The organism is Enterobacter cloacae complex sp. P27C (assembly GCF_014895705.1).
GTDB classification, from domain to species: Bacteria; Pseudomonadota; Gammaproteobacteria; order Enterobacterales; family Enterobacteriaceae; genus Enterobacter; species Enterobacter bugandensis.
In genome coordinates this window covers 347,272-368,649 of record NZ_JADBQB010000003.1, presented here as the reverse complement: position 1 = coordinate 368,649, position 21,378 = coordinate 347,272, and the positions used below count along the sequence as shown (strand labels likewise).

25 protein-coding genes and 1 pseudogene are annotated in these 21,378 nt (G+C 49.5%); 7 read left to right on the top strand and 19 right to left on the bottom strand.

Going from position 1 to position 21,378, the window contains the following annotated elements:
* Window positions 1-31 precede the first annotated feature (31 nt).
* The 15 genes from IM291_RS07920 to IM291_RS07850 all read right to left on the bottom strand — a co-directional run bounded on the left by IM291_RS07920 (window position 32) and on the right by IM291_RS07850 (window position 11,781).
* Window positions 32-1,066, bottom strand: a complete 1,035-nt coding sequence (locus IM291_RS07920) for a hypothetical protein (protein ID WP_192986534.1) — start codon at window positions 1,064-1,066, stop codon at window positions 32-34.
* 86 nt (window positions 1,067-1,152) lie between these two features.
* The gene (locus IM291_RS22030) at window positions 1,153-1,614 is read right to left on the bottom strand and encodes a lysis protein (protein ID WP_192986532.1); all 462 of its coding nucleotides are present in this window, start codon (window positions 1,612-1,614) and stop codon (window positions 1,153-1,155) included.
* Window positions 1,611-2,147, bottom strand: coding sequence for a lysozyme (locus tag IM291_RS07910; RefSeq protein ID WP_192986643.1), 537 nt, complete (start codon window positions 2,145-2,147; stop codon window positions 1,611-1,613). The genes IM291_RS22030 and IM291_RS07910 overlap by 4 nt, the downstream gene beginning before the upstream one ends.
* Complete coding sequence (locus IM291_RS07905; protein WP_000286102.1) at window positions 2,147-2,362, bottom strand: class II holin family protein; 216 nt, start codon at window positions 2,360-2,362, stop codon at window positions 2,147-2,149. Before IM291_RS07905 ends, IM291_RS07910 begins: the two co-directional genes overlap by 1 nt.
* A 70-nt stretch (window positions 2,363-2,432) precedes the next feature.
* Window positions 2,433-3,485, bottom strand: coding sequence for a site-specific DNA-methyltransferase (locus tag IM291_RS07900; RefSeq protein ID WP_192986530.1), 1,053 nt, complete (start codon window positions 3,483-3,485; stop codon window positions 2,433-2,435).
* Between the two features lie 163 nt (window positions 3,486-3,648).
* The gene (locus tag IM291_RS07895) at window positions 3,649-4,314 is read right to left on the bottom strand and encodes a hypothetical protein (RefSeq protein ID WP_192986528.1); all 666 of its coding nucleotides are present in this window, start codon (window positions 4,312-4,314) and stop codon (window positions 3,649-3,651) included.
* A 152-nt stretch (window positions 4,315-4,466) separates the two neighbouring features.
* Window positions 4,467-5,159 (bottom strand): bacteriophage antitermination protein Q, encoded by a 693-nt coding sequence (locus IM291_RS07890; RefSeq protein ID WP_192986526.1) that lies wholly within the window; start codon window positions 5,157-5,159, stop codon window positions 4,467-4,469.
* 21 nt (window positions 5,160-5,180) lie between these two features.
* Window positions 5,181-6,242, bottom strand: a complete 1,062-nt coding sequence (locus tag IM291_RS07885) for a DUF968 domain-containing protein (protein WP_192986524.1) — start codon at window positions 6,240-6,242, stop codon at window positions 5,181-5,183.
* Entirely contained in the window at window positions 6,239-6,931 is a 693-nt protein-coding gene (locus IM291_RS07880) for a phage antirepressor KilAC domain-containing protein (protein ID WP_110915309.1), read from the bottom strand. The genes IM291_RS07885 and IM291_RS07880 overlap by 4 nt, the downstream gene beginning before the upstream one ends.
* A 14-nt stretch (window positions 6,932-6,945) precedes the next feature.
* Complete coding sequence (locus IM291_RS07875) at window positions 6,946-8,883, bottom strand: DNA cytosine methyltransferase (protein WP_192986522.1); 1,938 nt, start codon at window positions 8,881-8,883, stop codon at window positions 6,946-6,948.
* The gene (locus tag IM291_RS07870; RefSeq protein WP_370552180.1) at window positions 8,876-9,775 is read right to left on the bottom strand and encodes a phage N-6-adenine-methyltransferase; all 900 of its coding nucleotides are present in this window, start codon (window positions 9,773-9,775) and stop codon (window positions 8,876-8,878) included. Before IM291_RS07870 ends, IM291_RS07875 begins: the two co-directional genes overlap by 8 nt.
* Window positions 9,772-10,635: a conserved phage C-terminal domain-containing protein gene (locus IM291_RS07865; protein ID WP_020690688.1), complete on the bottom strand. Its 864-nt coding sequence runs from the start codon at window positions 10,633-10,635 to the stop codon at window positions 9,772-9,774. The genes IM291_RS07870 and IM291_RS07865 overlap by 4 nt, the downstream gene beginning before the upstream one ends.
* Window positions 10,625-10,804: a DUF4222 domain-containing protein gene (locus tag IM291_RS07860; RefSeq protein WP_192986521.1), complete on the bottom strand. Its 180-nt coding sequence runs from the start codon at window positions 10,802-10,804 to the stop codon at window positions 10,625-10,627. Before IM291_RS07860 ends, IM291_RS07865 begins: the two co-directional genes overlap by 11 nt.
* A 172-nt stretch (window positions 10,805-10,976) precedes the next feature.
* Complete coding sequence (locus tag IM291_RS07855; protein WP_192986519.1) at window positions 10,977-11,525, bottom strand: YmfL family putative regulatory protein; 549 nt, start codon at window positions 11,523-11,525, stop codon at window positions 10,977-10,979.
* Window positions 11,518-11,781: a helix-turn-helix domain-containing protein gene (locus tag IM291_RS07850; RefSeq protein ID WP_192986517.1), complete on the bottom strand. Its 264-nt coding sequence runs from the start codon at window positions 11,779-11,781 to the stop codon at window positions 11,518-11,520. The genes IM291_RS07855 and IM291_RS07850 overlap by 8 nt, the downstream gene beginning before the upstream one ends.
* 97 nt (window positions 11,782-11,878) lie before the next feature.
* Between IM291_RS07850 and IM291_RS07845 the strand changes: the two genes are divergently transcribed.
* The 6 genes and pseudogenes from IM291_RS07845 to IM291_RS07825 all read left to right on the top strand — a co-directional run bounded on the left by IM291_RS07845 (window position 11,879) and on the right by IM291_RS07825 (window position 15,953).
* Window positions 11,879-12,574, top strand: coding sequence for a S24 family peptidase (locus tag IM291_RS07845; protein ID WP_192986515.1), 696 nt, complete (start codon window positions 11,879-11,881; stop codon window positions 12,572-12,574).
* Window positions 12,575-13,468: 894 nt separating this feature from the next.
* The gene (locus IM291_RS07840) at window positions 13,469-14,008 is read left to right on the top strand and encodes an HD family hydrolase (RefSeq protein ID WP_192986513.1); all 540 of its coding nucleotides are present in this window, start codon (window positions 13,469-13,471) and stop codon (window positions 14,006-14,008) included.
* Window positions 13,996-14,193 carry a hypothetical protein gene (locus IM291_RS21890; RefSeq protein ID WP_016247400.1) on the top strand — a complete coding sequence of 66 codons (198 nt, stop codon included), beginning with the start codon at window positions 13,996-13,998 and terminating at the stop codon, window positions 14,191-14,193. Before IM291_RS07840 ends, IM291_RS21890 begins: the two co-directional genes overlap by 13 nt.
* Window positions 14,194-14,315: 122 nt before the next feature.
* Window positions 14,316-14,516 (top strand): annotated as a pseudogene (locus IM291_RS22100) (hypothetical protein); the annotation flags it as partial.
* Window positions 14,517-14,562: 46 nt separating this feature from the next.
* The gene (locus tag IM291_RS07830) at window positions 14,563-14,772 is read left to right on the top strand and encodes a hypothetical protein (RefSeq protein WP_047055370.1); all 210 of its coding nucleotides are present in this window, start codon (window positions 14,563-14,565) and stop codon (window positions 14,770-14,772) included.
* A gap of 2 nt (window positions 14,773-14,774) precedes the next feature.
* Window positions 14,775-15,953 carry a phage integrase Arm DNA-binding domain-containing protein gene (locus IM291_RS07825; RefSeq protein WP_192986511.1) on the top strand — a complete coding sequence of 393 codons (1,179 nt, stop codon included), beginning with the start codon at window positions 14,775-14,777 and terminating at the stop codon, window positions 15,951-15,953.
* A gap of 238 nt (window positions 15,954-16,191) precedes the next feature.
* On the opposite strand, the gene IM291_RS07820 is transcribed toward IM291_RS07825, so the two are convergent.
* From IM291_RS07820 to IM291_RS07810, 3 genes are all read right to left on the bottom strand, one after another.
* Complete coding sequence (locus tag IM291_RS07820; protein WP_192986510.1) at window positions 16,192-16,926, bottom strand: hypothetical protein; 735 nt, start codon at window positions 16,924-16,926, stop codon at window positions 16,192-16,194.
* Window positions 16,927-17,317: 391 nt separating this feature from the next.
* Entirely contained in the window at window positions 17,318-18,505 is a 1,188-nt protein-coding gene (locus IM291_RS07815) for an MFS transporter (protein WP_192986508.1), read from the bottom strand.
* A 123-nt stretch (window positions 18,506-18,628) separates the two neighbouring features.
* Window positions 18,629-18,889 (bottom strand): DUF2534 family protein, encoded by a 261-nt coding sequence (locus IM291_RS07810; RefSeq protein WP_008500962.1) that lies wholly within the window; start codon window positions 18,887-18,889, stop codon window positions 18,629-18,631.
* Between the two features lie 209 nt (window positions 18,890-19,098).
* Between IM291_RS07810 and eco the strand changes: the two genes are divergently transcribed.
* Window positions 19,099-19,602 carry a serine protease inhibitor ecotin gene (gene eco / locus IM291_RS07805; RefSeq protein ID WP_028013891.1) on the top strand — a complete coding sequence of 168 codons (504 nt, stop codon included), beginning with the start codon at window positions 19,099-19,101 and terminating at the stop codon, window positions 19,600-19,602.
* Between the two features lie 80 nt (window positions 19,603-19,682).
* Here the strand turns inward: eco and mqo are convergent, their stop codons facing one another.
* Window positions 19,683-21,332: a malate dehydrogenase (quinone) gene (mqo, locus tag IM291_RS07800; protein WP_028013892.1), complete on the bottom strand. Its 1,650-nt coding sequence runs from the start codon at window positions 21,330-21,332 to the stop codon at window positions 19,683-19,685.
* Between the last annotated feature and the right edge of the window lie 46 nt (window positions 21,333-21,378).

The following is a 21,378-nucleotide window of genomic DNA, read 5'->3' as shown; positions in this document are numbered from 1 at the left end:
ACGAACTGCCAACTCATTGATAGATAAGATTTTAAATTTGAGGGTAAATTTTAACTCTATTCCTTATATATAATGATAACTTTAGTACGCTTTTATAAAATGAATCACGCATCAGAGTATGAGTGATGTTTCTTTGTTGCAATAACAATAAAAACTCTTCAGATGGGTATGGATCGACAATTATTAATTCCGGGGCTGAATCAAGTATTACATCCCATATGTGGTTATCATGCGCAATATATTTAACCCCAACAATTATTAACGTCTTAGTATTTGAGACAACGTCTGCATATTCCTTCCTCTTTGACTCAAGGTATTTAGGGTTAATCACCACACGTTTCTCTTTGTTATACATACACATTATCGGACTGAGATCCGAGTTTTGGCGTGAATCACACCATTTTATGATTTCTTCATGGCTATTTAATGAAAGTATCTGATTAGTTTCAATAAATGCACCACAACCAATGGATACATTACCCTCAAAGATAACATTAGGTGCTAGTACTGGCACAAAATTAGCAGAGCCATGAACTTTCAAAACACTATAATTTTGCTCATTGGCATCTAGACCATATGAAACTTTTTGTGCGCCAGACATAAGCATAGCATGCTCAATAAGCAAATCATAATTCAGTGTGATGACATTAACATGCTTCGCATACTCTCTCAGCGAACGAAATAGTCTTACATAAGCATTTTCATTGCTCGGTTTAAATGAGGATAAGTATTTTGCTATTTCCTTCTGAAGGGGGTTAATGACTCTACTGTCATTAGGTATACTCAACATACCTTTTTCGAATCCGTGTAGTCTGAACTCCTGCTTAATATCATCCGGCAATTCAGAAAACGCGCCACCCAGTTCCACAAGTTTATCAAATAAGTAATTTCCTAAAGGAGGAACAGGCTTATGTAACTCGGCACCAAAACTGGCTCCGGCGCCAAATAGTAACGATATCATTTTCTCATCCCCTTTTGACTTTGAAGATATTATTTTTCTCACATTCATCAATGAACTTGCTTGTAGAAAATGAGAAATTTTCAACGTAAATAGTTCTATAGTCAAGGCACGTTAAACCGTGAATGACTGGACTATATTAGCAGGAAATCCATTTAGAGGAGAGAAAATATCAGAAGGTAATGAGCTGTAATCTATTGAAAGCACTGCTCTCTTATGTAATTCTGCAGATAGTCTACCTGCTTCGTCACTGTGACGATTCGTTCTCTGAGGGTGAAATAATCCCGTTCAGCGGAGTCAAAAGGTCGGGGGCCGGAAGCATCGCCCAAGCCGCCGGTGCTGGTCGCTCCGTTCGTGGTACATCTGGCGTTGAGCTGCAGCCGACGCTTGCCAGAAGCAACATCACGTTGAAGCTGATCGATAGTAGCTTTAGCATTAGCCATTTCTCCAGTGTACTTGGCATCCAGTGCAGCGACGTCATGCTGGCGGGTCTGCATGTCTTTTATAGTGGCGCTCGCTAGGCTGAGCTTTTCAATGGCTTTATCGCGCTGGTCTTTGTAGGTGATGGCGTTGCCGCGATAGTGGTAAACAGCCCATGCCATAGAGACCAAAAAGCAGATAACCACCGCGGTAATAATAGAGGTTAATCGACTCACTTGCTTATCCCCCAGCATGCAAGAGCACTTTCCTGGTCCCGTCGCTCAACCTGCCCATAGCAGCCATTCTTCTGGCCTTTGGTTAGACGGCAATCGCGGCCACCGTCTTTAATCCACCAGCGGATTGCCTCGCATGCACCGATGCGGTCACCTGCGTTGATGCGCTTATAGAAGGTCGATGGGAAGCATTTACCGGGGCCGATGTTATACGGGCAGAAGGATGCGATACCCACCTTCTGTGGCTCTGTCAGAGGCACTTTGATATTGCGATCAACCCAGGCTAATGCCTTATCGCGTTCAATAGCGTTAACCTTCCGGCATTGTTCCTCAGTGGCCGTCATGCCTTTAACAACACGCCTGCCATCGATAACGGTCACGCCGTGACATAATGACCAGACCCCACCCGGATCAACAACGGCCACCAGCGCATTGCCTTCTTTCTCGCTGATGAATTGGTCGAAAATGAGTGGAGCAGATGCCCCTGACGCGATTAGCGCCAGCACTGCTGCGCTGAGTTTTGCTTTGTTCGACATCATTCACCCCGCGCAGCTTTGCGGCGATCCGCTTTGATTTGGAAGTACAGACTCGTTAACCACGTCAGCAAACCAAACATGAGGCTACCGAGCACACCAATGGCCGCCCATTGAGATGGGGAGACTTTATCGAGGAGCTGAAGCAACCAGTATCCGGTCCCCCCTCCCGATGCGCCGTATGCAATACCCGTCGTGATTTTTTCCATTCGATACATGCTCTCACCTCGCTACGTTGCGGGTGTCCAGTTGAGGTAATAAAAAGGGCCGCGATAGCGACCCAAGCTTTTATTCCCCTGCCAGCTGCCTTACCTCACTTACCGTCTGGTTGAAACGTTCCTCTTCCAGTTCTACGCCGATAGCCTGGCGGCCCAGTTCAATGGCTGCTTTAACAGTTGATCCCGAGCCCATAAAGAAATCAGCTACCACATCGCCGGGCCTGCTGCTGGCGTTGATGATTTGCCGCAACATATCAGCGGGCTTTTCGCACGGGTGTTTACCTGGATAGAACTGGACGGGTTTATGTGTCCAGACGTCTGTATAGGGCACGGCTACTGTCACAGAGAAATGCCGCCGAAGAGATTTGTACTCTTCCAGCAGATCAAGGTATTTCCGGTTCAACGAATGCCATGTGGCCACCAGCTGGTGATGCGGTGCTTTGAGTTCAGAGGCGCGGTGCTTCTCAATGGCGATCTGAGTGAACAATTCCTGCAACTTTTCGTAATCCTGCTCGTTCGGTAGTTGCCACTGACTGGCACCGAACCAGTGAGACGCCATATTTTTCTTTCCGGTGGCGTCAGCTATTTGCCTGGACGTGACCCCCAGTTCAGCTCGTGCATCCCTAAAGTAGGTGATTAACGGAGCCATGACGTGCTGTTTGACCTCGTTGCTTTTCTCAGCAAATCCGTCGCTTTTCGGCTTATATGGCCCCTGATAATGCTCAGCGAAAAGGATGCGTTCCGTCGCGGGGAAGTAAGAGCGCAGGCTTTCTTTATTACACCCGTTCCAGCGCCCTGATGGCTTCGCCCAGATAATGTGATTCATAACGTTGAAGCGTTCACGCATCATGATCTCAATATCGGATGCAAGTCGGTGACCTGAAAACAAATACAGGCTGCCGGCAGGCTTAAGCACTCGCCAGAACTGGGCAAGACACATATCAAGCCAGCGAAGATAGTCGGCGTCACCGTTCCACTGATTATCCCAGCCGTTCGGCTTCACCTTAAAGTAAGGAGGATCCGTAACAATAAGGTCAATGGTGTTATCTGGGAGGGTTGCGAGGTATTGCAGGCTATCAGCGTTGACTAACTCAACACTGTTTATATTTACAGTATTTTTCATAGATCAATAAGCGTAACTCTGATAGGCTCTCTTTGCTTTTGCGCTAAAGCAATGGGCCTTGGTTAGCTTGTGACCTGAAAGCATGAGCTGATGGCTGGCAGAGTGCTACAACACCCACCAGCCGCCCATTTCCACAAAGGGGACTCCTTTTTGGAGCGAGAGATCAGTTCCCAATAGTATGTACTAGGCCTGTTATTTCTTTCCGTCTTCTTTCAATATATTTGAAACATAGTCGACTACATTTACCTTGTGAATATCCTAAGTCATACCCAGAACCATCACCCCCTTTAAGAGCAATGCTTGTAGCATCATTAATATGATCATAAAATTCTTTATCTTCTGGATCATCCAAGTCGAAATATGAGTCAAGAAGCATTTTACTTTCTATCATTGATTGCGTCCTGGCAATAATAACATTGTGCAATTCGCGACTTTCATCGGTGCTTTCGCCATTATTACTCTTAATGAGTTTAGAATATCTGACTTTATTTTGATATAACTCTGCATGATATTTCATAAAACCAACAAATGCCGTTCTTACTTCTTTACACACATCTTTTTTAAGTTCAATCTCAGTTGCAAGACGAGTATTAAGCTTTAAGGTCAATAACTGCTGCTCAATACCTAAAGCATATTGCTCACTTTGCTTGCGCATACTAGCCTTGAATTGAAAATAAGAAAACAATAAGGCAACAAAAGAGATAAATGCAGGTAAAATTGCTATTAAAATTTTGCTCAATGAATCCCAAAAAGTGGAACTATTCTCTATTTTTACCGTAACAAGATTACTGGCAGGTTTCAAAACCTCCAAAAGATTCAGTATATCCATGATGAATTCCCAAAAAAAAGAAATACATCATAGCAAAAAACCCCGCAAGAGCGAGGTTGGGTAAAGATTTGGCAGCATATCAAATTAGCTTCAAATATGACTTAATTTGTTGCATTTTGCAAGCCTGATTGAAGGAGTTAGTGAAATTTACTTCACATTTCCACCACTTTCGCTTCTTCATACTCTTCGTACCGCGCCAGGCTTTCGCATAACGCCAGCATGTCCATTTCCACGAAAGCTGCTTTAAATGCAGCCCAGTGAACAGCGTATACCCTGAGCCAGGTTGAACGCTCCACGCTAACCATGCGGGCCAGTGCCGCCCCCGCATACTCCTGGTACGTATCGTTATTGCGTGATGCCGCAACTTCCTGGGCCGCGAGCCAGACCAGCCCCACTAATTTTTTTGTGACCCTGTCCTGGAGCTTCTTACTTCCCTGCTGATGCTGAAACTGTGCCCAAACGTACTGGCACATTAATGTCTGGTACCGGAAAGACAGATCATATCCATAGCAGTACCGGACCCACGCCTGCAGATGCTCTCCAAGGCCATTTACCGAGCGGCGCCACGCAGAACTAGCAAACTCGGCATCCTTCATAGGGGGTAATGGGCGTCGACGGCTTCTTGTCTCCAGAATATAAAGCGGAGTGGCCAGAGTTTTTACAACCTTCGATCCACAACCTTCCCCACCCCCCATGACGATTTCTGGATGGTGCCGGGGATACTTATTTTTATCTGCTGGTGGATGCTCACTGAACGCCTGCAGCTGTCCCTTCGTCGCCCCTGAGAAATCGGTCAGCGCGCGGCGCAATTCAATACGGGTATATTCGAGTTCTTGTAAATTCATAATGCTCAGCGCTCCATACAATTACGCTTTTGTTATTACGCCGATCGCCAGCGCTCGATTCATAAACCGGAATAGCAGTTCTAGCTGGGTACCGTGTTTTTTCTCGAACGCTGCAACATCAGCATGTAATTTGTCGTGACACTCTCTGCACAGAGGGATCACGAACAAATCGTGGGCTTTAGTGGCGGTACCGCCCATGCCGTGACCAATGACATGGTGTGGATCATCCGCTGGCCGCCGGCAACCTTCACAGGGCTGGGTTTTAACCCACCGGGTATAGTCTTCATTCACCCACCTGCGGTGTTTTGGGCGCAACATGAATGATTCAGGGGATTCAGGATCCGCATGCAGAGCCAGAACCTTTGGCTGGTCATAGGCCACTTCCTGATTTGCTCCATGCTTTAATTTCGCAGCCGTGACCGCAGGGGTGGCCTTCTTCTGCAAAATGCTTTTAGCAGGGGGCATCGGCACAATGTCACTTTCTCGATATACGGATAAAAACGGCTCATCCGGTAAGCGAAGCGCATGCTGGGCCATCCTTTCCGTGATTGCATCAGCAATGCCTGAATAAACGGCCCACCAGCACAATTCACCGAGGGATAGTTCACGCTCGTTGTTGTAGCCAAGCGAAGACAGGATGGAATTGATCAGCCAGTTAATGAGATTACGCCGGGCCAGTTCTGCCAGCGCCGAAGTGGTTTGCTCGCGCAGCTGGTTATCGCAATGCCAACAGAGCAACATTGATCCAGGGGGATGTCGCATCGTTACCAGCTCATGATGGTGATAATCAGTGTACGGGTACTGGCATTCCTTAATGTTACGCTCTAACCAGGATTCCAACGCGGTCAAACCGCCTGCTGCACGGATAACTCTCTCGTCGGTGAAGAATTCCTCGAGGGACTTATCTTCTGCCAGCGGCTGCCTGGCATCAGGGATGAGCCCCGACGGAAGCCCAGCCATACTTTTTGGCTGAGGCTCCACCAGCACACGCCCCTGTTGAAACAAAGACATCAGTTCGCTACCCGGCTTTAACAGCACAAGCCCAAGGCGCGGAACAGTCTCAGCTGTAAACAGTCCTCTCACGCGGCATGCCCCTTAGCGATGTGTGCCGTCCACAGGCCGCCGATCCACTCGATGCCTTTGGGTGTAAAACGTGCCTGGCTAAAGGCGTAGTTTGTTTCGCTCGAAGTGCCAGTTTTAACTTCAAACCGCCCGGCTGCAATGTGCTGGTGCCGCGGTGTCAGCACTCCGCCGAGCCGGTACATAATGTCGCTCTCAATGAGGAACAAGCGGAAATCGGTCTCTTTGGCCTGCAACAGCTTTGCCACCTGGCGGAAAGACATTGAGCCTTTGGCAGTACAATACCGATCGACAAACTCAATTTTCGGCGCGGCAGCGGCTAACTGCTGGCTGAGTTGTTCTTTCTGCTCGGCCAGATCCGCGGCGAGACGTAATGCCTCCGGCAATGTTTGCGGGACACTTACGGCCTGGCTGTTCTCCAGCTCTTGCCAGCGATCGACAACAGCGGCGGTAAATTCTGGCGACAGCCTGGCGACGATCACCAGAGAATCACGTTTGTTGAACCAATACTCCTCGTAGGTTTGCCCGTTTTGCGGGTGTGTGTAGGGGGTGTGCGCCAACGGCGCGGTTAAAATACCAGCAGATGCAAGGCGCTCAGCTGAGCGCTTCACATCACCATGTTTGCTCTGCACCAGCCTAGCAATTTCACGGCTGGACATTGTCACAACACCCTTTGCGGTTAACTGATTCATGCTATTTCTCCATATCAGGCGGCTGCACCCGCCTTTTGATTTGCAGATAATTCAGGAAGATTTGCTTCTACCAGCGCACGAGCGAACGGCGGCGGTACTGCGTTACCGCAGCGCGCTACCTGCTTGTCTTTGGCGTAACGATTGCCGCGATAGTCCTGATCGATAACGTAGCCGTCAGGGAAGCCCTGCGCCTTATAAAGCTCATGCGGTTGCAGCATGCGCATTCCGATATCGACGATCTGGTACTTAACCCCCTCGATCGTCACCAGCCATTCATCCTCGCTATCACCGCAGTATGTTTCGAGGAATGTCCGGACCTCGCCAACGTGCTGGCCACCAGCGGTAATAGTCGGCATAGGAGTATCCATCGTCTGACCGTCGCGGCAGGTTCCGCGCAGCTTCACCAGGTGAGACGCGACAACCGCATGGTGATCAACAGTGGTAACGGAATGTGCGGGTTCATCCAGACCAACACCCGGGCCCGTGTAATTCCCACCATAGTGCTTCGCCAGGAACGCGCTCACCGTCGCAAACTTATTACCACCAGCAGTGACTGTGCCGAGCGGGTTATTCAGTTGAAGAACACGCGGTTCTTGCCCTGGGCGTTCGCCGTACCCCATCTGGATCAGTGTTGGAGTTACCAGCTGCGACTTACCGCCACCACCTGCAGTAATCGTCGCGCTCGGTTCGTCAGCCCTGTGCCCAACGCTGGCACCAAACTGGCGGGTGATGACCGGCGCAACCACACACGAGCGGGACTGCTTGAGGATTGTATGAGCGGGTTTATCCAGCGGGCGCGGCTTAGCCTGGTACTCACTGCCGCCGTTGCCTGCCAGGAACGGTGTCAGGGCGGCCTCAACTACGCCAAGCGCATGCCCATTCCCGCCCGGGCGCGCCGATGTCCCAGCGGTGACAGTTGGTACCGGCTCAGTTAATGGCTGCCCGGTGGCTCCGGTGCGGAATTTAGTCAGGTGCGGCACCGCCAGCGCATAGCCGTGGGTTTTCGTGATGGTTTGTAATGGAGCCTCGAGCTCCTGCCCACGGAAACAATCATATTTGCCGTGTGACGTGGTATGGTTGCACTTAACGATAAACGGCGAAGCACTCTCGATAACGAAACGCTGGATGCCGCGCGCGATACGTTTGAGCGTATTTTCCGCCAGCGGCTTTTTGCGATCGAAGATGGACCGGGCCGGGATATTCCAGTCAATACACTCCGCCGCGGTACGCCATGGCGCCAGCTTGCCGCTTTGTACTTCCAGCGATTTTGGATCCCCATGAGTCGCTTCAGGCCAATGAATCTTGCGGCCGTCACAGCGCATGACCATGAAGAAACGCTTTCTGATCGTTGGCGCGCCGTAGTCACAAGCGCGCAGCTCACGATAATCGACCTCATAGCCAAGCCCGGCGATCAGCTGTTGCGCCTGCTGGCCGTGCGGCTCAATGGCAAGAAATTCACAAACCTCAGCCAGTGCTGGATGATTCGCCGCGATACCAGTCGACAGCATGCCGACAAATGCCTCGAATGTTTCACCAGCACGCTCAGGATCCGGGCGTAATTCTTCATCCAGCAGCGGGCCCCATGTCTTAAATTCTTCGACGTTCTCCAGCATCATGACTCGGGGACGTACTGCCAGCGCCCAGCGCAGGACAATCCACGCCAGCCCTCGAATCTCTTTCTTGACTGGCTTAGCGCCCTTCGCTTTGGAAAAATGGCGGCAGTCAGGGCTAAACCAGGCCAGGCCGACAGGTTTACCGCTGGTGGCTGCGCTTGGATCAACGTCAAACACCGACTCGCAATAATGCAGCGTGTCAGGGTGATTCGTCTTATGCATCGCAATAGCGTTTTCGTCGTGGTTGATAGCGATATCCACGCTACGCCCGATCGCCAGTTCTATGCCGGTACTCGCGCCGCCGCCACCAGCAAAGTTATCAACGATAATTTCACGCATTGACGGCCCCCTGTATGCTGTTGAAGAGACCACCAGCGGTCGTGATAATTTCACTCGTCGGCATACGTTCGAGCCACAGCTGGTTGATATTGGCTTTCAGCTTGTTCTGCTGTGAAACAGGTAGAGCGTCAGCCCCTTCAATCTGGTTAAACACCAGTCCAACCTCAAGAGGCCAGATGCGCGACTCTGTATCAGGCGTTGCAATGGGAGTAGGCATTGCTTTTTCCGGCACCGGCGGAAGGGCCATTTTTGCCGCGGCGAATTGAGCCAATGACAATGCTGCACGCCCTTTTTCTTCCAGTTCGGTGCGATTGATATAGCTGAAGCTTTCACCACGCCAGGTTTTGTCGAAAACAGCTATTGCCCCGGCAAAAAATGCGCTGGTGGGTTGCTGCTTCTCGTCAGCGGGAACAAACCAAACAGGAAGATCGAACCCAATACGACCACGAATAAACATGATGTGATCGGCATCCTCCGGCCACCATGTTTCACTTGTGGCTGACTTCACGAGGTATATGTAACGACCACCTTTATCACGCATAGCCATTGTGTGATTCATGATGTGGGTCATGCCAGTGATGGCCTGCTTTTCATGGTACTGAGAACGGCTGTATGGCGGGTTAGCAAACGCGGCGCCACCGAGTTCTGCCAGACGTTCTGACCAGTCCTGCGTCAGCGCGTTATCTTCGGCGGTATACCATGCAGGGCATTTAGCATTGCTATCGTCTGCAAACAGATCCAGAACCATCGGCCCAAATATCGAATTGATGCCCCAAAACAACAAATCCGGAGTGCGCCACTGATCGCCAACCTCTTTCAATTCATGCGCTGGCTTTGAGCGCAGTTCAGCCAGCGCGCGGCAATATTTGTTATCATCATTCATGCTCATCATTTCGCTCCCCTGAAGCCAGCTGGGATGGCTTTATCTGGCCCACCAAATTTCATCGGATCATGCTTACGAATTGAGCCCCAGTACTGTCGTTCTGGGCGTCCTGCTGCGTTCCACTTATTTGCGGATTGCAGGTAACCTGGGAATTTAGATGGCAAAAACAACGTTGTTGGGCGCAGATATTCGGCCATTTTCAGATCTTCGCCCCACTTTTCGACGCTGTAATCCACCACCAACAGCAGCTCATCGGGCGTAAACCCGTCAGCCAGGCGAGCCCGGATGTTTTCCAAGGACGATTTGCAGACCTGATACCGTGATCCGGTGGTCTTGTTCAGATGTGATAAAACCTGCTTCGCCTGATCGGTGATAACCACCACAGGGTCGGGTTGCGCAGCAACCGGACAAGAATGTTTTTTATCTGATGGATCAGTAGTTGTATTTACTGACGGATCCCCCCCAGATTCTGACGGGTGAAAACCGCCTTTTTCATCGTTTTTTGATGCCTCAGATTTTGACGCGTCGGTTTTTGAGGCATCAGATTTTGATGCGTCAGAATCTGACAGGTGAGAAAAGGCAGCAGCCTGTAATTTCGCAACATTGAGCTGGTAAACGTTCGATGCATTGCGGTTGCCTTTACGGCGCTGCTGACGGGTTAACCACCCGTCTTTTTCCAGTTGAGATATGGCTGTGCGAACCGTGCTCTCACCGGCACCAATCTGGCGCGCGATGGTAGCGATGGAAGGCCAGCTAACCCCCTCATCACTGCTGAAGTCTGCCAGACGCGCCATGATGGCAACGCTGGACAGCTTCATGCCAGAAGCGGCACAAGCGTCCCAAACGTAACCCGTTAATTTAGTGCTCATGGTCGTCCTTTAACTCTGTAAACTTGCGCTTGAATTGTTCGAGCGGGCTGAAACATTCGTGGTTATAACCATCCCGCAGGTAGATAACTCGTTGAGTCTCTGGCTCCCACCGGATAACCCGAACGGGGATCCCTCTGTGGTCTTTGTACCTTCGGTTAACTTCGCGCATAAGCGTTTCGCCTTCCTGTAGTAAACCCCCACAATTGCGACCGCCCGACTGTGGTTACATGGCACCCAGCGGTTTGCTATTCTGCGTTCATACCGAAACAACGGAGCGCCCGGTACCGGGATCATCCTGAGTTGCGGTAAACGGTTAAAAGCCGATAAACTGGTCATGCGGATTACTTCTCCATACAAGATTTGTCTGCCACGACGCCCGGAGCTGCACACTCGCGGGCGTCACTCTTTTCCGGCGCGCAAAACACACGGAAAAGCAGCGTCAAATGTTCCTGCCACTTAGCCATCACCTGATAGCTGTTCTCTTCGATCTGGGCGCGTTCCTGAGCATCAATAACGCCGTCAGCGGTAGCTTTACGAACGTATTGCGAATGCCTGCCGATCCACTCAACTGACTCCATGAGACGCTGGTTGATATCGCCGTTCTCAATCTCTTCAACATCAGCCAATGGCACAAAAACACCGTTCGAGTGACGAGCAATAGCATTCGCTATGTGGTTTGAACCACCAGCACGCTGAAGCACCATCGACCAACCGAGCGGGAAGATCTGATCACCATCGGTACGCAGCCGGTTAAACAGCGCGTTCTCGGTCACACCCAACCACTCAGCTGCTTCGGAATATCCGCCCGGAAGCTCGGTTATCGTTTTTTTGATTGCGGCCACCAGCCAGGCTGGCTGCTTATCTACTTTCCATTCCGGTTCATTACCCACGGCTTTCTCCTTTTTCCTGTGGTACCGATGCTGCACCGGTTTCTGTAGCCTGCGTATAACGGTGCGGGTACAAGATTTGGAGCTCATCAATTTGGCCCGAATAAAACTTCACAAGCCTTTCAGCTACATCGAGTGATGCGATTTGTTGGCCCCTTTCAATTCGGCTTAGGTTGGCTGGATCAATGTCCACCACGTTTGCCACATGAGAGAGAGTAAAACCTTGCGATTTTCGCAAATTTCTTAACGGTGATTGCATAAAGCCCCCTTTAATTGCGTAATACGCATATTAATGTGTAGTTACGACTTGCGCAAGTTGCTTTGCATATCACGCAAAAACAACCTGTAATGGACGCATGAACATAGGAAACCGCATTAGAGAATTACGCCTCGAAAAGGGCATGAAAATTTCAGATCTTGCTGAAGCTGTAGGTATTGACGGTGCGAACGTCTCACGTGTAGAGACAGGAAAGCAAAAGTCATTTACTGAACAATCGCTTAGCAAATATGCTACGGCACTTGGTGTTAGCGTGGCAGAACTCTTTACACCGTCTCCAAACGAAACTACTGTATGTAAATCCAGTGGTAAAAATCCAGCTTATGGAGAGGGTGACCCTGTGTTTAGAGTCGAGTTGCTCGATGTCAGCGCCAGTGCTGGCATGGGCCATATACAAGGTAGTGATGTTGTCGATGTCATTAGGTCCATTGAGTACAACAACAAAAGAGCTGCCGCATTATTTGGTGGGAGAACACCTGATACTGTCAAAGTGATAAACGTTCGTGGCGACAGCATGGCTGATACCATTGAACCAGGTGATTTGATATTCGTAGATATTTCGATCAATGAGTTTGATGGTGATGGGATTTATGTCTTTGGTTTTGATGATAAAATTTACGTCAAAAGATTACAGATGATCCCCGATAAAATTCTTGTCATTTCTGATAACCCTAAATATCGGGAGTGGTCAGTGGATAAGTCCAATGAAGACAGATTTTACGTTTTCGGCAAGGTAATGATCAGCCAGTCGCAGTCAGTTAAACGGCACGGATAACATCCCCAAAGAACAAATAACCGCCTACACGGCGGTTTTTTTACGCCCATTAACTTGCGTTTTACGCATTTTATTTCTTGCGCATTTCGCAAATATCTTTTATCTTCATTTTCATCAACAGCGAACAGGCAGGAAGCCCACGAAGTAGCCGCCAGTGGCGTATGAATGACCGGATGATTCGCAAATGGCTTACCACCGCGCCTGATGTGGTTAAAAGCAGGCCAAAGCAATAAGAAGTGATCCCTGTTCTGGCTGCTCACTTTCCCCTTGAGGGTGACAGCCAGCTTTTTAAGGGCACAACGTGAAAGCGCACTCCTTCTCTCTTTCACTGCGGGGGCAGGTTTGTTACCGAAGGAGTGGGCTTTCAGTTGTGGTAATGCGGCTCTGCGCAAGTGACGAGGCCAACAAGTTTTTATTTCAACTTTTGAAATGAATACGTTTCTTGAGGTGTAGCGTCGCCGGTTCTGGCCGGTCCGGCAGGTGGAGGCACCACCGACACAATTTTGCGGATATAAAAAAACCCCGCCTAAGCGAGGTTCTTAAATTGGTGCGGGCATGGGCTACTCATCTCATCGAAGAGTATGGTTCGGACGGTGTTTAAAGCCCCTACTCAGCTTTGCATCAGGTTTGCAGCCCGCAGCGCATACCCGCAAGTTACTAATACAAAGATTTCAGTGAATACAGTTGCATTCATAGCGATTTCTCCTGTTTTGATGAATGGATAGACGGTCAAAACGTCGGCTACTAACGCTAATGCAGCTACTGAAATAGAGGACAGATTGGCACCGAACAACCAGAGTTCGTTTGGAATAATCCGTTTTCAAATGATAACACAACCAATGGGCACTTAACAAGCAGCCAGGGTGCAGCCTGGTGAATGGAGAAGAAGATACGATGAGTTATATCCAGACACTTTCAGGTAAGAAATTCGATTACCTCAATTCAACCACTGACGACGTAGAGATCGAGGATATTGCGACCGCACTTTCCCACATCTGCCGCTTCAGTGGTCATCTGCCGGAATTTTACAGCGTGGCCCAGCACTCGGTACTGTGCAGCCAAGTTGTGCCGCCAGAGTTTGCCTTTGAAGCCCTGATGCATGACGCAGCTGAAGCCTGTTGCCAGGACATCCCTGCCCCCCTGAAAGCATTGCTTCCAGATTACCGCCGCATTGAAGAGCGGGTAGAACAGCTGCTCCGGGCCAAATTCAGCATCACCCCTGATATGTCAGCGGTAGTGAAATACGCCGATCTGGTGATGCTTGCCACGGAACGCCGCGATCTGGATATCGACGACGGCTCACTCTGGCCTTGCCTCGAAGGTATTCCGGCCAGCGACATTATCCAGATCGTTCCTCTTCGCCCAGGCCAGGCATATGGTTTGTTCATTAACCGTTTCATTGAGCTTACGGAATCACGCGCATGCCTCGCATGAAGATAAAAGAACTGGTAGCCGCAGCCCATGCTGCGGCGGGGAAACTGCCACCAGCAGAAGCTTCCCTGATGCGTGAGGTAGCCACTCGCTTGGACGTGACATTTGCCGCCTTGACGGAATCGATGGACCAGCGAATGAGCCTTGACGCCGAAATAAACCATCTTCGTCAGGAGTCCGTCCAATGACCCCCAACAAATATGCGACTCTGCGCGCCACAATCGCCAGAGCCAAACGCCACGACTATCAGAAGGTAGTGATGCGTGTGACGTTAGTTGAAGAACTCATCGAACAACTGGCAAACGCGGAAAAGCGAAGTGCTGTACTGGAGGCGCGGGAGGTAAATCTTCCACAACGTAGCGTAGGCGAAGTAATGCACATTAGCGGGTTCAGCCGCGAATATGCAGAAGGCTGGTGTTCTGGTAATGACAACGCTATTCACGAGATTCTTACGGCTGGCATTAAGATTTTTGCAGCACCGAAGTTGAACATCACTACCAGTAGCGAGTAACAATACTATTAGCCCGGGTGCAGCCGGGCTTATGGAGAAGGAAACCATGGCAAAGCTGATGAAGGCGAGTCAATGGGGACGCCGAGAGTTCACCGATGACTCTGTTCCTGATAACCGAACGATTAAACGTTGGGTCGAGAATGGTTTACTCATGGGGCGTATCGTGGACGGATCTGTTTTTGTCTGCGAAACAGAAAAATGGGGCGTCGACTCAATGGTTAGTCAAGCAGTTCGCCAGTTGATTAATGAGGGCTAACCATGGCGGCAAGGCCAAGAAAAAAAGAATACCGACACCTGCCAGATTATTTATTTTTTGATAAAGATCGCGGTGTTTATAAATTCACGCTTGTTACAGGAAAGAAGAAGAATATAGGTAAGGATCGGGCCATGGCCATAGCTATTGCCCGTGAGTACAACCTTAGAATGAGACCTGAACTTTCCCCATCGGTTGATAATCTCATTAGAGAATCCGGCGGGGTTGCTGGAGAAGCCAAACCATTTGCAGATCACGTGGATCACATCATGGCTCGGGCTGTTGAAGACGAATGCCCTTCTCAGAGTACTTTAGATGATTGGAACAATGACGCACTACGCGTGAAAGAGTTTTTCATTAACATACCGGCTTGCGATATCGAACTGGAGCACGTTAACGCCTACATCAACAAGTACCATGCCAGCGCTTCCGCGAACGTGCAAAACAGAAAAGTCAGCTTTCTCAAAAAGCTTTTTTCGTATGCGGTCGATGAATCCTTGATGCTTGATAACCCGGCAACCAGGAAGAAAATGCGCAGAACCGAAGAAAAGAAAAGGCAACGACTGTCGCTAGAGAATTTCATGGCTATACGTCGTGCAGCGGCGACGTGGTTAAGAACTGCGATGGATTTGGCCTTACAGACGACACATGCTCGCCTTGAAGTATCCAGGATTAGGTATTCAATTCGCGAACCGAAAAATGGCGTTTGTGGTTGTGTCTGGTTCGAACAGCCAGAGAATGGTATCTATGGAACGCTTTACATCCACCGCCAAAAGGTACAAAAGAAGGAGGCCTCACATGTTGCGATCCCTATTGGTAATGAGCTAAAACGCATAATTGATTCCAGCCGAGATAATGTAGCCAGTCCCTTTATCGTTCACAGGATCCCAGAACGGCAAGTAAAACGCAGCAAAGAGGTTTCACACCCCACCCAAGTTGCACCGGATTATTTAAGTCGGTCTTTTTCTATTACTCGCGATAAACTTGGTTTATACAACCATTTACCTATGGAAGAAAGACCAACATTTCATGAAATCAGAGCATTGGCAGCGCATCTTTTCGATATGCAGGGTATAGATCCTCAAGGACGAATGGCTCACAGCGACGCGAAATCTACAAAAATATATACAAAAAACCATATTAATTGGGTTTTAGTTCCCCATGGAGAAATCCAAGACCTCTGATGGGAATATTTTACTCAAATTTTTATAACTTAAAATTATCATCAATGCATAGAGCTAGCCTTAAACATATAGCTAGCTCCGTGCCAACCAATGATATTTGAAATTAATACTCATATTAAGCTATGAATATCAACCTAGCCAAAATACATTTACTGCAATTAACCATGCAAACATTAATAAAAATAATACTGATATCCTTTTACTATTTAAATTAAATTTTCCACCGACAATATCATTCTTATAAAAGGATAACATTCCCTTTTACTTCTCTTTCTGCCTTTTTCATAATTTCACTATTCTCTTTATCAAAAGAATATGATATTAAACTCGCAGCGTCTCTAGTTAAATCTTGTGCCTGTCTAAATGTTTTAAATCCAACAGTGGGATGGTACAACTTTGCGTCACCTAAATTATCACGTAATGGGTTTAACCTGTAATAAGAATAATTTATCGGTAACTTACCAATTTGATCATCAGTAAGAACAATAAAAGCCACATGACCAATAACGCCTGATACAATGATTGCATTAACTTCGTTGAAGTTACACAAACCCATCGGAAGAAAATCTCTTCCTTCGTAAGCATCTTCGACTAATGCTATAGCTAAAACTAAGCTTCCTCTAACTTGATCAATCTTTTTCAGTACTCTTTCTTTAACTGTATAGACTGATGAATAATTTCCATCTGGCGAAACTAAACGCCATGAAAAACCCTCCATTTTCCATGCCCAACGAATAAATAACTCAGCTTCATTATCTGATATCCCTTTGCCAGCCTCAATGTCACTTAAGATATTCTTCATAGGATCCTCTAACTTAGCTCCTAATTCTGAATTGCATTCAGCACATAGAGGAATAGTAGCAGTTAAAGGCGGTATTCTCTTTTCGTTGAGCCAAACTATAGTGTGTTTTTCCATTTTGGTATGCTTAATAAGCCATTTTGGCCAGAAATGTTCCTTAGTAGGATTTTTCATTTTCTTATCACAACCAATGCAGTGTTTCTTAAATTTTTTCATATGTTTGATTGAACTCAAAAAAAAATTAAGCGAAATTTAAAAAAATAAATTTTATACGCTTCAAATAGATAAATAGGCCTGAGTAATTTAAATAAAAAAACAGCCCGAAGCAAGAATGATTTTTGCAATTAACATGGGGAAAAACTAACAGCTAACTTGTTGATGTATATAACGCAAATTTTGCAAATAAAGCACTGTTTGTTTATACAGTCAAATAACGTAAAACACCAGAAATGACGCGGCTTTAAACGTTTTACAAACGGTGTCATGGGGTGTCGGGGGTCGGAGGTTCAAATCCTCTCGTGCCGACCAAAAACACATTGAAAACCAGCCTATTACGGCTGGTTTTTTATTTTGCCTCGTCCGGTGTTTTGCACAGGTACATCAGCGTAACAAGACAAATCACGGCTCCGGCATAAAACGTATATTCCGCGCCAAACCTTTCCCAGATGGCCCCGGCGCCCAGGCTGGCGACTAACAATCCCACGCCGCTGACCAGACTAAAAATGCCGTAGGCGGTACCGCGCAGATCCGCAGGTGCCGTTTTTGCGATCATTGCCGCCAGCAGCCCCTGCGTCATCCCCATATGCACTCCCCAAAGCGCAACGCCCAGAAGCATTCCAGCCCAGTGGGTGCTTAGCGCCAGCACAATATCTGCCCCAATCAGCATCACCAGGCCCCACTGCAGTAGTCGGGAGTGGCTCATCCCGTCCGATAACTTGCCAAACGGATAGGCTGACAGAAAATAGAGCAAATTCATGGCCACCATCACCAGCGGGATCAGCGCCAGCGGCACCCCCGACTGCTGTGCGCGCAGGACAAGAAAGGCTTCACTGAAACGTGCGAGCGTGAAGATGGCGCCCAGGCCAATAACCCACCAGCAGCCTTTCCCGAGGCGCCTGAGGTTCTCTTTTTTGATGGGGTTCGTGCGTTTATGTTCGACGGGCGTTTTCGGCTCATGCAGGCCGAAGAAAAGCAGCGCCACGGCGAGGACGCCGGGGATCACTGCGATCCAGAAGATAGTACGGAAATCATCGTTCCACAGCAGCATTAAGCCTACGGCCAGCAGCGGCCCGAGAAATGCGCCGACGGTATCCATCGACTGACGCAGCCCAAAGGCCGCGCCGCGAAGTTCCGGCGGCGTAACGTCAGCGACCAGCGCATCGCGCGGTGCGCCCCGGATCCCCTTCCCTACCCGGTCGATTAAGCGTGCCCCCAGAATCATGCCCGACGAAGAGGCGATAGCGAACAGCGGCTTACTCAGCGCGCCAAGACCGTAGCCCAGCACCGCCAGTCCTTTACGTTTACCCAGGTAGTCACTGATGGCACCGGAAAAAACTTTGATAAACAGCGCGGTGGCTTCAGCCAGGCCTTCAATCAAGCCAATGAAAATCACGCTGGCTCCCAGTGTCGTGACCATAAACAGCGGCAGCAGGCTGTGAATGATCTCCGAGGAGATATCCATCAGCATACTGACCCCACCCACAACCCAGACGCCTTTCGGGATCCGACTAAGCGTTGCAAACCGGGATAACATTGAACATCTCCTGCTTTATGTCGAACGACCTTGTTCGACACAGAATACCCTGGAAATGCGAATAAATATCATCACATATAAAAAAGCCAGCCCGCAGGCTGGCTTCTTATAGCAGGTGAATGCTCAGTGTTTTTCACGTCCGCCCAGGAAGAAAATGCCCAGCGGGATGGCCAGCAGAACGGTGAAGACAAGGCTGTAAACGAAGATCATCGCCGACTGCAGCACATACATGCTGGTAGTCCAGGCGGAGAGAGGAATGTTGTACTGTTCAATGACGCCAACAATGGTGGCCCGCCCGACGCACGCGGCAGCAATCATAAACACGACGAGTAGCGCCAGGAGGAACTTGCGGCCTTCAGGTGTTTTCAGTTTTGCACGAACCATCTCTCTTCCCTTTCACAGATGAATAACATTATCGATGGACTAAAATAACACGAACGCCCGTCACACTCCACACCAGTACAAACACCTGCCAAAAAGGTTAATTCTAAGTTTATTACGCTGCATATAATTAAAATGTAAGTAAATCACACCAATCATTCACACTCGTTATGTTAGTCTGTTCAGGACCGTTTTGACATAAAGGAATGACAATGAAAAACGCACCTAAATTTGCCATCGCGCTTCTCGCCGCCGCGTGCGTCAGCACCAGCGCTTTCGCCAGCGACGCCCAAAAAGCGCAGCCGCTGGAAAAAGTTGCACCCTATCCGCAAGCGGAAAAAGGCATGAAGCGTCAGGTGATTCAACTGCCGGTTCAGCAGGACGAAGCGAATTACAAAGTCGAACTGTTAATTGGCAAGACGCTGGAAGTGGACTGCAATCAGCATCGTCTGGGCGGCCAGCTGGAAAGCAAAACCCTGGAAGGCTGGGGTTATGACTATTACGTCTTTGATAAAGTGACCTCTCCGGTCTCTACCATGATGGCCTGCCCGGACGGCAAGAAAGAGAAGAAATTTGTGACGGCCTATCTGGGCGACAACAGCCTGCTGCGCTACAACAGCAAGTTGCCGATCGTGGTATATACGCCTGAAAACGTGGAAGTAAAATATCGCGTGTGGAAGGCAGAAGAGACGGTCGGACAAGCGGTAGTACGTTAAAAACAAGTCGGGTGGCGGCTTCGCCTTACCCGACCTGCTAAACTAAAAACGGTAACAGATGTTACCGTTTTGCTTTTACCTTACAGCGCGATATCCGCAACCGGCTTGTTTTCCGGCTGAGGCTTCAGCTCCGCCTTCGGCGCAGCATCCGCAGCCTGCGGCTTCACGTACTGCAGCTGCAGCACGCGGCTGGTGTACTCCAGCTCTTGTTCCGTCGCATCCACGTTACCGTTCAGCTTCGTGCCGTAGGATGGAATAATGGTTTTCAGCTTCGCCTGCCATTCCGGGCTGGCGACTTTGTCTTTAAACACTTTTTCCATCAGGTGCAGCATAATTGGCGCAGCGGTAGATGCACCCGGTGACGCACCCAGCAGCGCGGCAATCGTGCCATCCTTATCGCTCACCACTTCGGTACCCAGACGCAGCACGCCGCCCTCTTTCGGATCGCGCTTGATGATCTGCACGCGCTGACCCGCCTGCCACAGACGCCAGTCTTCTTTCTTCGCCTGCGGATAGTACTCTTTCAGCGCCTCGAAGCGTTCTTCATCAGAAAGCATCACCTGGCTAATCAGGTATTTCACCAGGTCGAAATTATCCAGGCCCACGTCCATCATCGGTTTGACGTTAGAGGTGGTGGTCGCGCTCAGCAGATCCCAGAGGGAGCCGTTTTTCAGGAACTTGGTTGAGAAGGTCGCGAACGGTCCGAACAGCACCACGCGTTTACCGTCAAGCATACGGGTATCGATATGCGGGACGGACATCGGTGGCGCACCGACGGAAGCCTGACCGTACACTTTTGCCAGGTGACGGTTCACCACTTCCGGGTTCTCGGACACCAGGAACTGGCCGCCGACCGGGAAGCCCGCGTAGTCGTCAGCTTCAGGAATACCGGACTCCTGCAGCAGCTTCAGCGCCGCGCCGCCCGCACCGATGAAGACAAATTTCGCCTTAATGACGTGCTCGGCTTCATTGTTTTTCAGATCGGCAACCGTCACGCTCCAGCTGTTGTCCGCATTGCGCTTAAAGCCGCGCACTTCGGTGCTGAGCTGCAAATTGAAGTTATCTTTCTTCTTCAGGGACGCCACCAGCTGACGGGTAATTTCGCCGTAGTTCACGTCGGTGCCAATTTCGGTACGGGTCGCCGCCACTTTCTGGTTCGGGTCACGGCCTTCCATGACCAGCGGCGCCCACTCTTTAATCTGCGCGTGGTCTTCGGAGTATTTCATCCCGCGGAACAGGGTGCTCTGCTGCAGCGCAGCGTAGCGTGCGCGCAGGAAATTCACGTTTTGCTCGCCCCACACAAAGCTCATGTGCGGCACGGTATTGATGAAGGAGTGCGGGTCGTGCATCACACCGCTGTTGACCTGGTGGGACCAGAACTGACGCGAGATCTGGAACGCTTCGTTGATCTCTACCGCCTTCTCGATACTAATGGAACCGTCCTTTTTCTGCGGCGTATAGTTCAGTTCCATGAGTGCCGAATGGCCCGTACCAGCGTTATTCCAGCCGTTCGAACTCTCCTGCGCCACGCCATCGAGGCGCTCGACCATGGTCATGGACCAGTCCGGCTGCAGTTCTTGCAGATAGGTTCCCAGCGTGGCGCTCATGATGCCGCCACCAATTAAAAGGACGTCCGTTTCCTGCTCTTTTGGTGCGTCTGCTTTCGCTGCCATTGAGACGGCGTTGAGCCCGACGGCCAGAGAAAAGAGCATGGCAGTCATTTTTTTCATAATTTATGCCTTAGTGTAAAAGTGCTTGATGCGTGGAAATTGCAGG

What these genes read in the sequence shown, in the direction of transcription:
- IM291_RS07910 (WP_192986643.1), bottom strand. Translation starts at nt 2,147, where the DNA reads ATGTCGAACAAAGCAAAACTCAGCGCAGCAGTGCTGGCGCTAATCGCG.
- IM291_RS07905 (WP_000286102.1), bottom strand. Translation starts at nt 2,362, where the DNA reads ATGTATCGAATGGAAAAAATCACGACGGGTATTGCATACGGCGCATCG.
- IM291_RS07900 (WP_192986530.1), bottom strand. Translation starts at nt 3,485, where the DNA reads ATGAAAAATACTGTAAATATAAACAGTGTTGAGTTAGTCAACGCTGAT.
- IM291_RS07895 (WP_192986528.1), bottom strand. Translation starts at nt 4,314, where the DNA reads ATGGATATACTGAATCTTTTGGAGGTTTTGAAACCTGCCAGTAATCTT.
- IM291_RS07890 (WP_192986526.1), bottom strand. Translation starts at nt 5,159, where the DNA reads ATGAATTTACAAGAACTCGAATATACCCGTATTGAATTGCGCCGCGCG.
- IM291_RS07880 (WP_110915309.1), bottom strand. Translation starts at nt 6,931, where the DNA reads ATGAATCAGTTAACCGCAAAGGGTGTTGTGACAATGTCCAGCCGTGAA.
- IM291_RS07875 (WP_192986522.1), bottom strand. Translation starts at nt 8,883, where the DNA reads ATGCGTGAAATTATCGTTGATAACTTTGCTGGTGGCGGCGGCGCGAGT.
- IM291_RS07870 (WP_370552180.1), bottom strand. Translation starts at nt 9,775, where the DNA reads ATGATGAGCATGAATGATGATAACAAATATTGCCGCGCGCTGGCTGAA.
- IM291_RS07865 (WP_020690688.1), bottom strand. Translation starts at nt 10,635, where the DNA reads ATGAGCACTAAATTAACGGGTTACGTTTGGGACGCTTGTGCCGCTTCT.
- IM291_RS07860 (WP_192986521.1), bottom strand. Translation starts at nt 10,804, where the DNA reads ATGCGCGAAGTTAACCGAAGGTACAAAGACCACAGAGGGATCCCCGTT.
- IM291_RS07850 (WP_192986517.1), bottom strand. Translation starts at nt 11,781, where the DNA reads ATGCAATCACCGTTAAGAAATTTGCGAAAATCGCAAGGTTTTACTCTC.
- IM291_RS07845 (WP_192986515.1), top strand. Translation starts at nt 11,879, where the DNA reads ATGAACATAGGAAACCGCATTAGAGAATTACGCCTCGAAAAGGGCATG.
- IM291_RS07840 (WP_192986513.1), top strand. Translation starts at nt 13,469, where the DNA reads ATGAGTTATATCCAGACACTTTCAGGTAAGAAATTCGATTACCTCAAT.
- IM291_RS21890 (WP_016247400.1), top strand. Translation starts at nt 13,996, where the DNA reads ATGCCTCGCATGAAGATAAAAGAACTGGTAGCCGCAGCCCATGCTGCG.
- IM291_RS07830 (WP_047055370.1), top strand. Translation starts at nt 14,563, where the DNA reads ATGGCAAAGCTGATGAAGGCGAGTCAATGGGGACGCCGAGAGTTCACC.
- IM291_RS07825 (WP_192986511.1), top strand. Translation starts at nt 14,775, where the DNA reads ATGGCGGCAAGGCCAAGAAAAAAAGAATACCGACACCTGCCAGATTAT.
- IM291_RS07820 (WP_192986510.1), bottom strand. Translation starts at nt 16,926, where the DNA reads ATGAAAAATCCTACTAAGGAACATTTCTGGCCAAAATGGCTTATTAAG.
- IM291_RS07815 (WP_192986508.1), bottom strand. Translation starts at nt 18,505, where the DNA reads ATGTTATCCCGGTTTGCAACGCTTAGTCGGATCCCGAAAGGCGTCTGG.
- IM291_RS07810 (WP_008500962.1), bottom strand. Translation starts at nt 18,889, where the DNA reads ATGGTTCGTGCAAAACTGAAAACACCTGAAGGCCGCAAGTTCCTCCTG.
- eco (WP_028013891.1), top strand. Translation starts at nt 19,099, where the DNA reads ATGAAAAACGCACCTAAATTTGCCATCGCGCTTCTCGCCGCCGCGTGC.
- mqo (WP_028013892.1), bottom strand. Translation starts at nt 21,332, where the DNA reads ATGAAAAAAATGACTGCCATGCTCTTTTCTCTGGCCGTCGGGCTCAAC.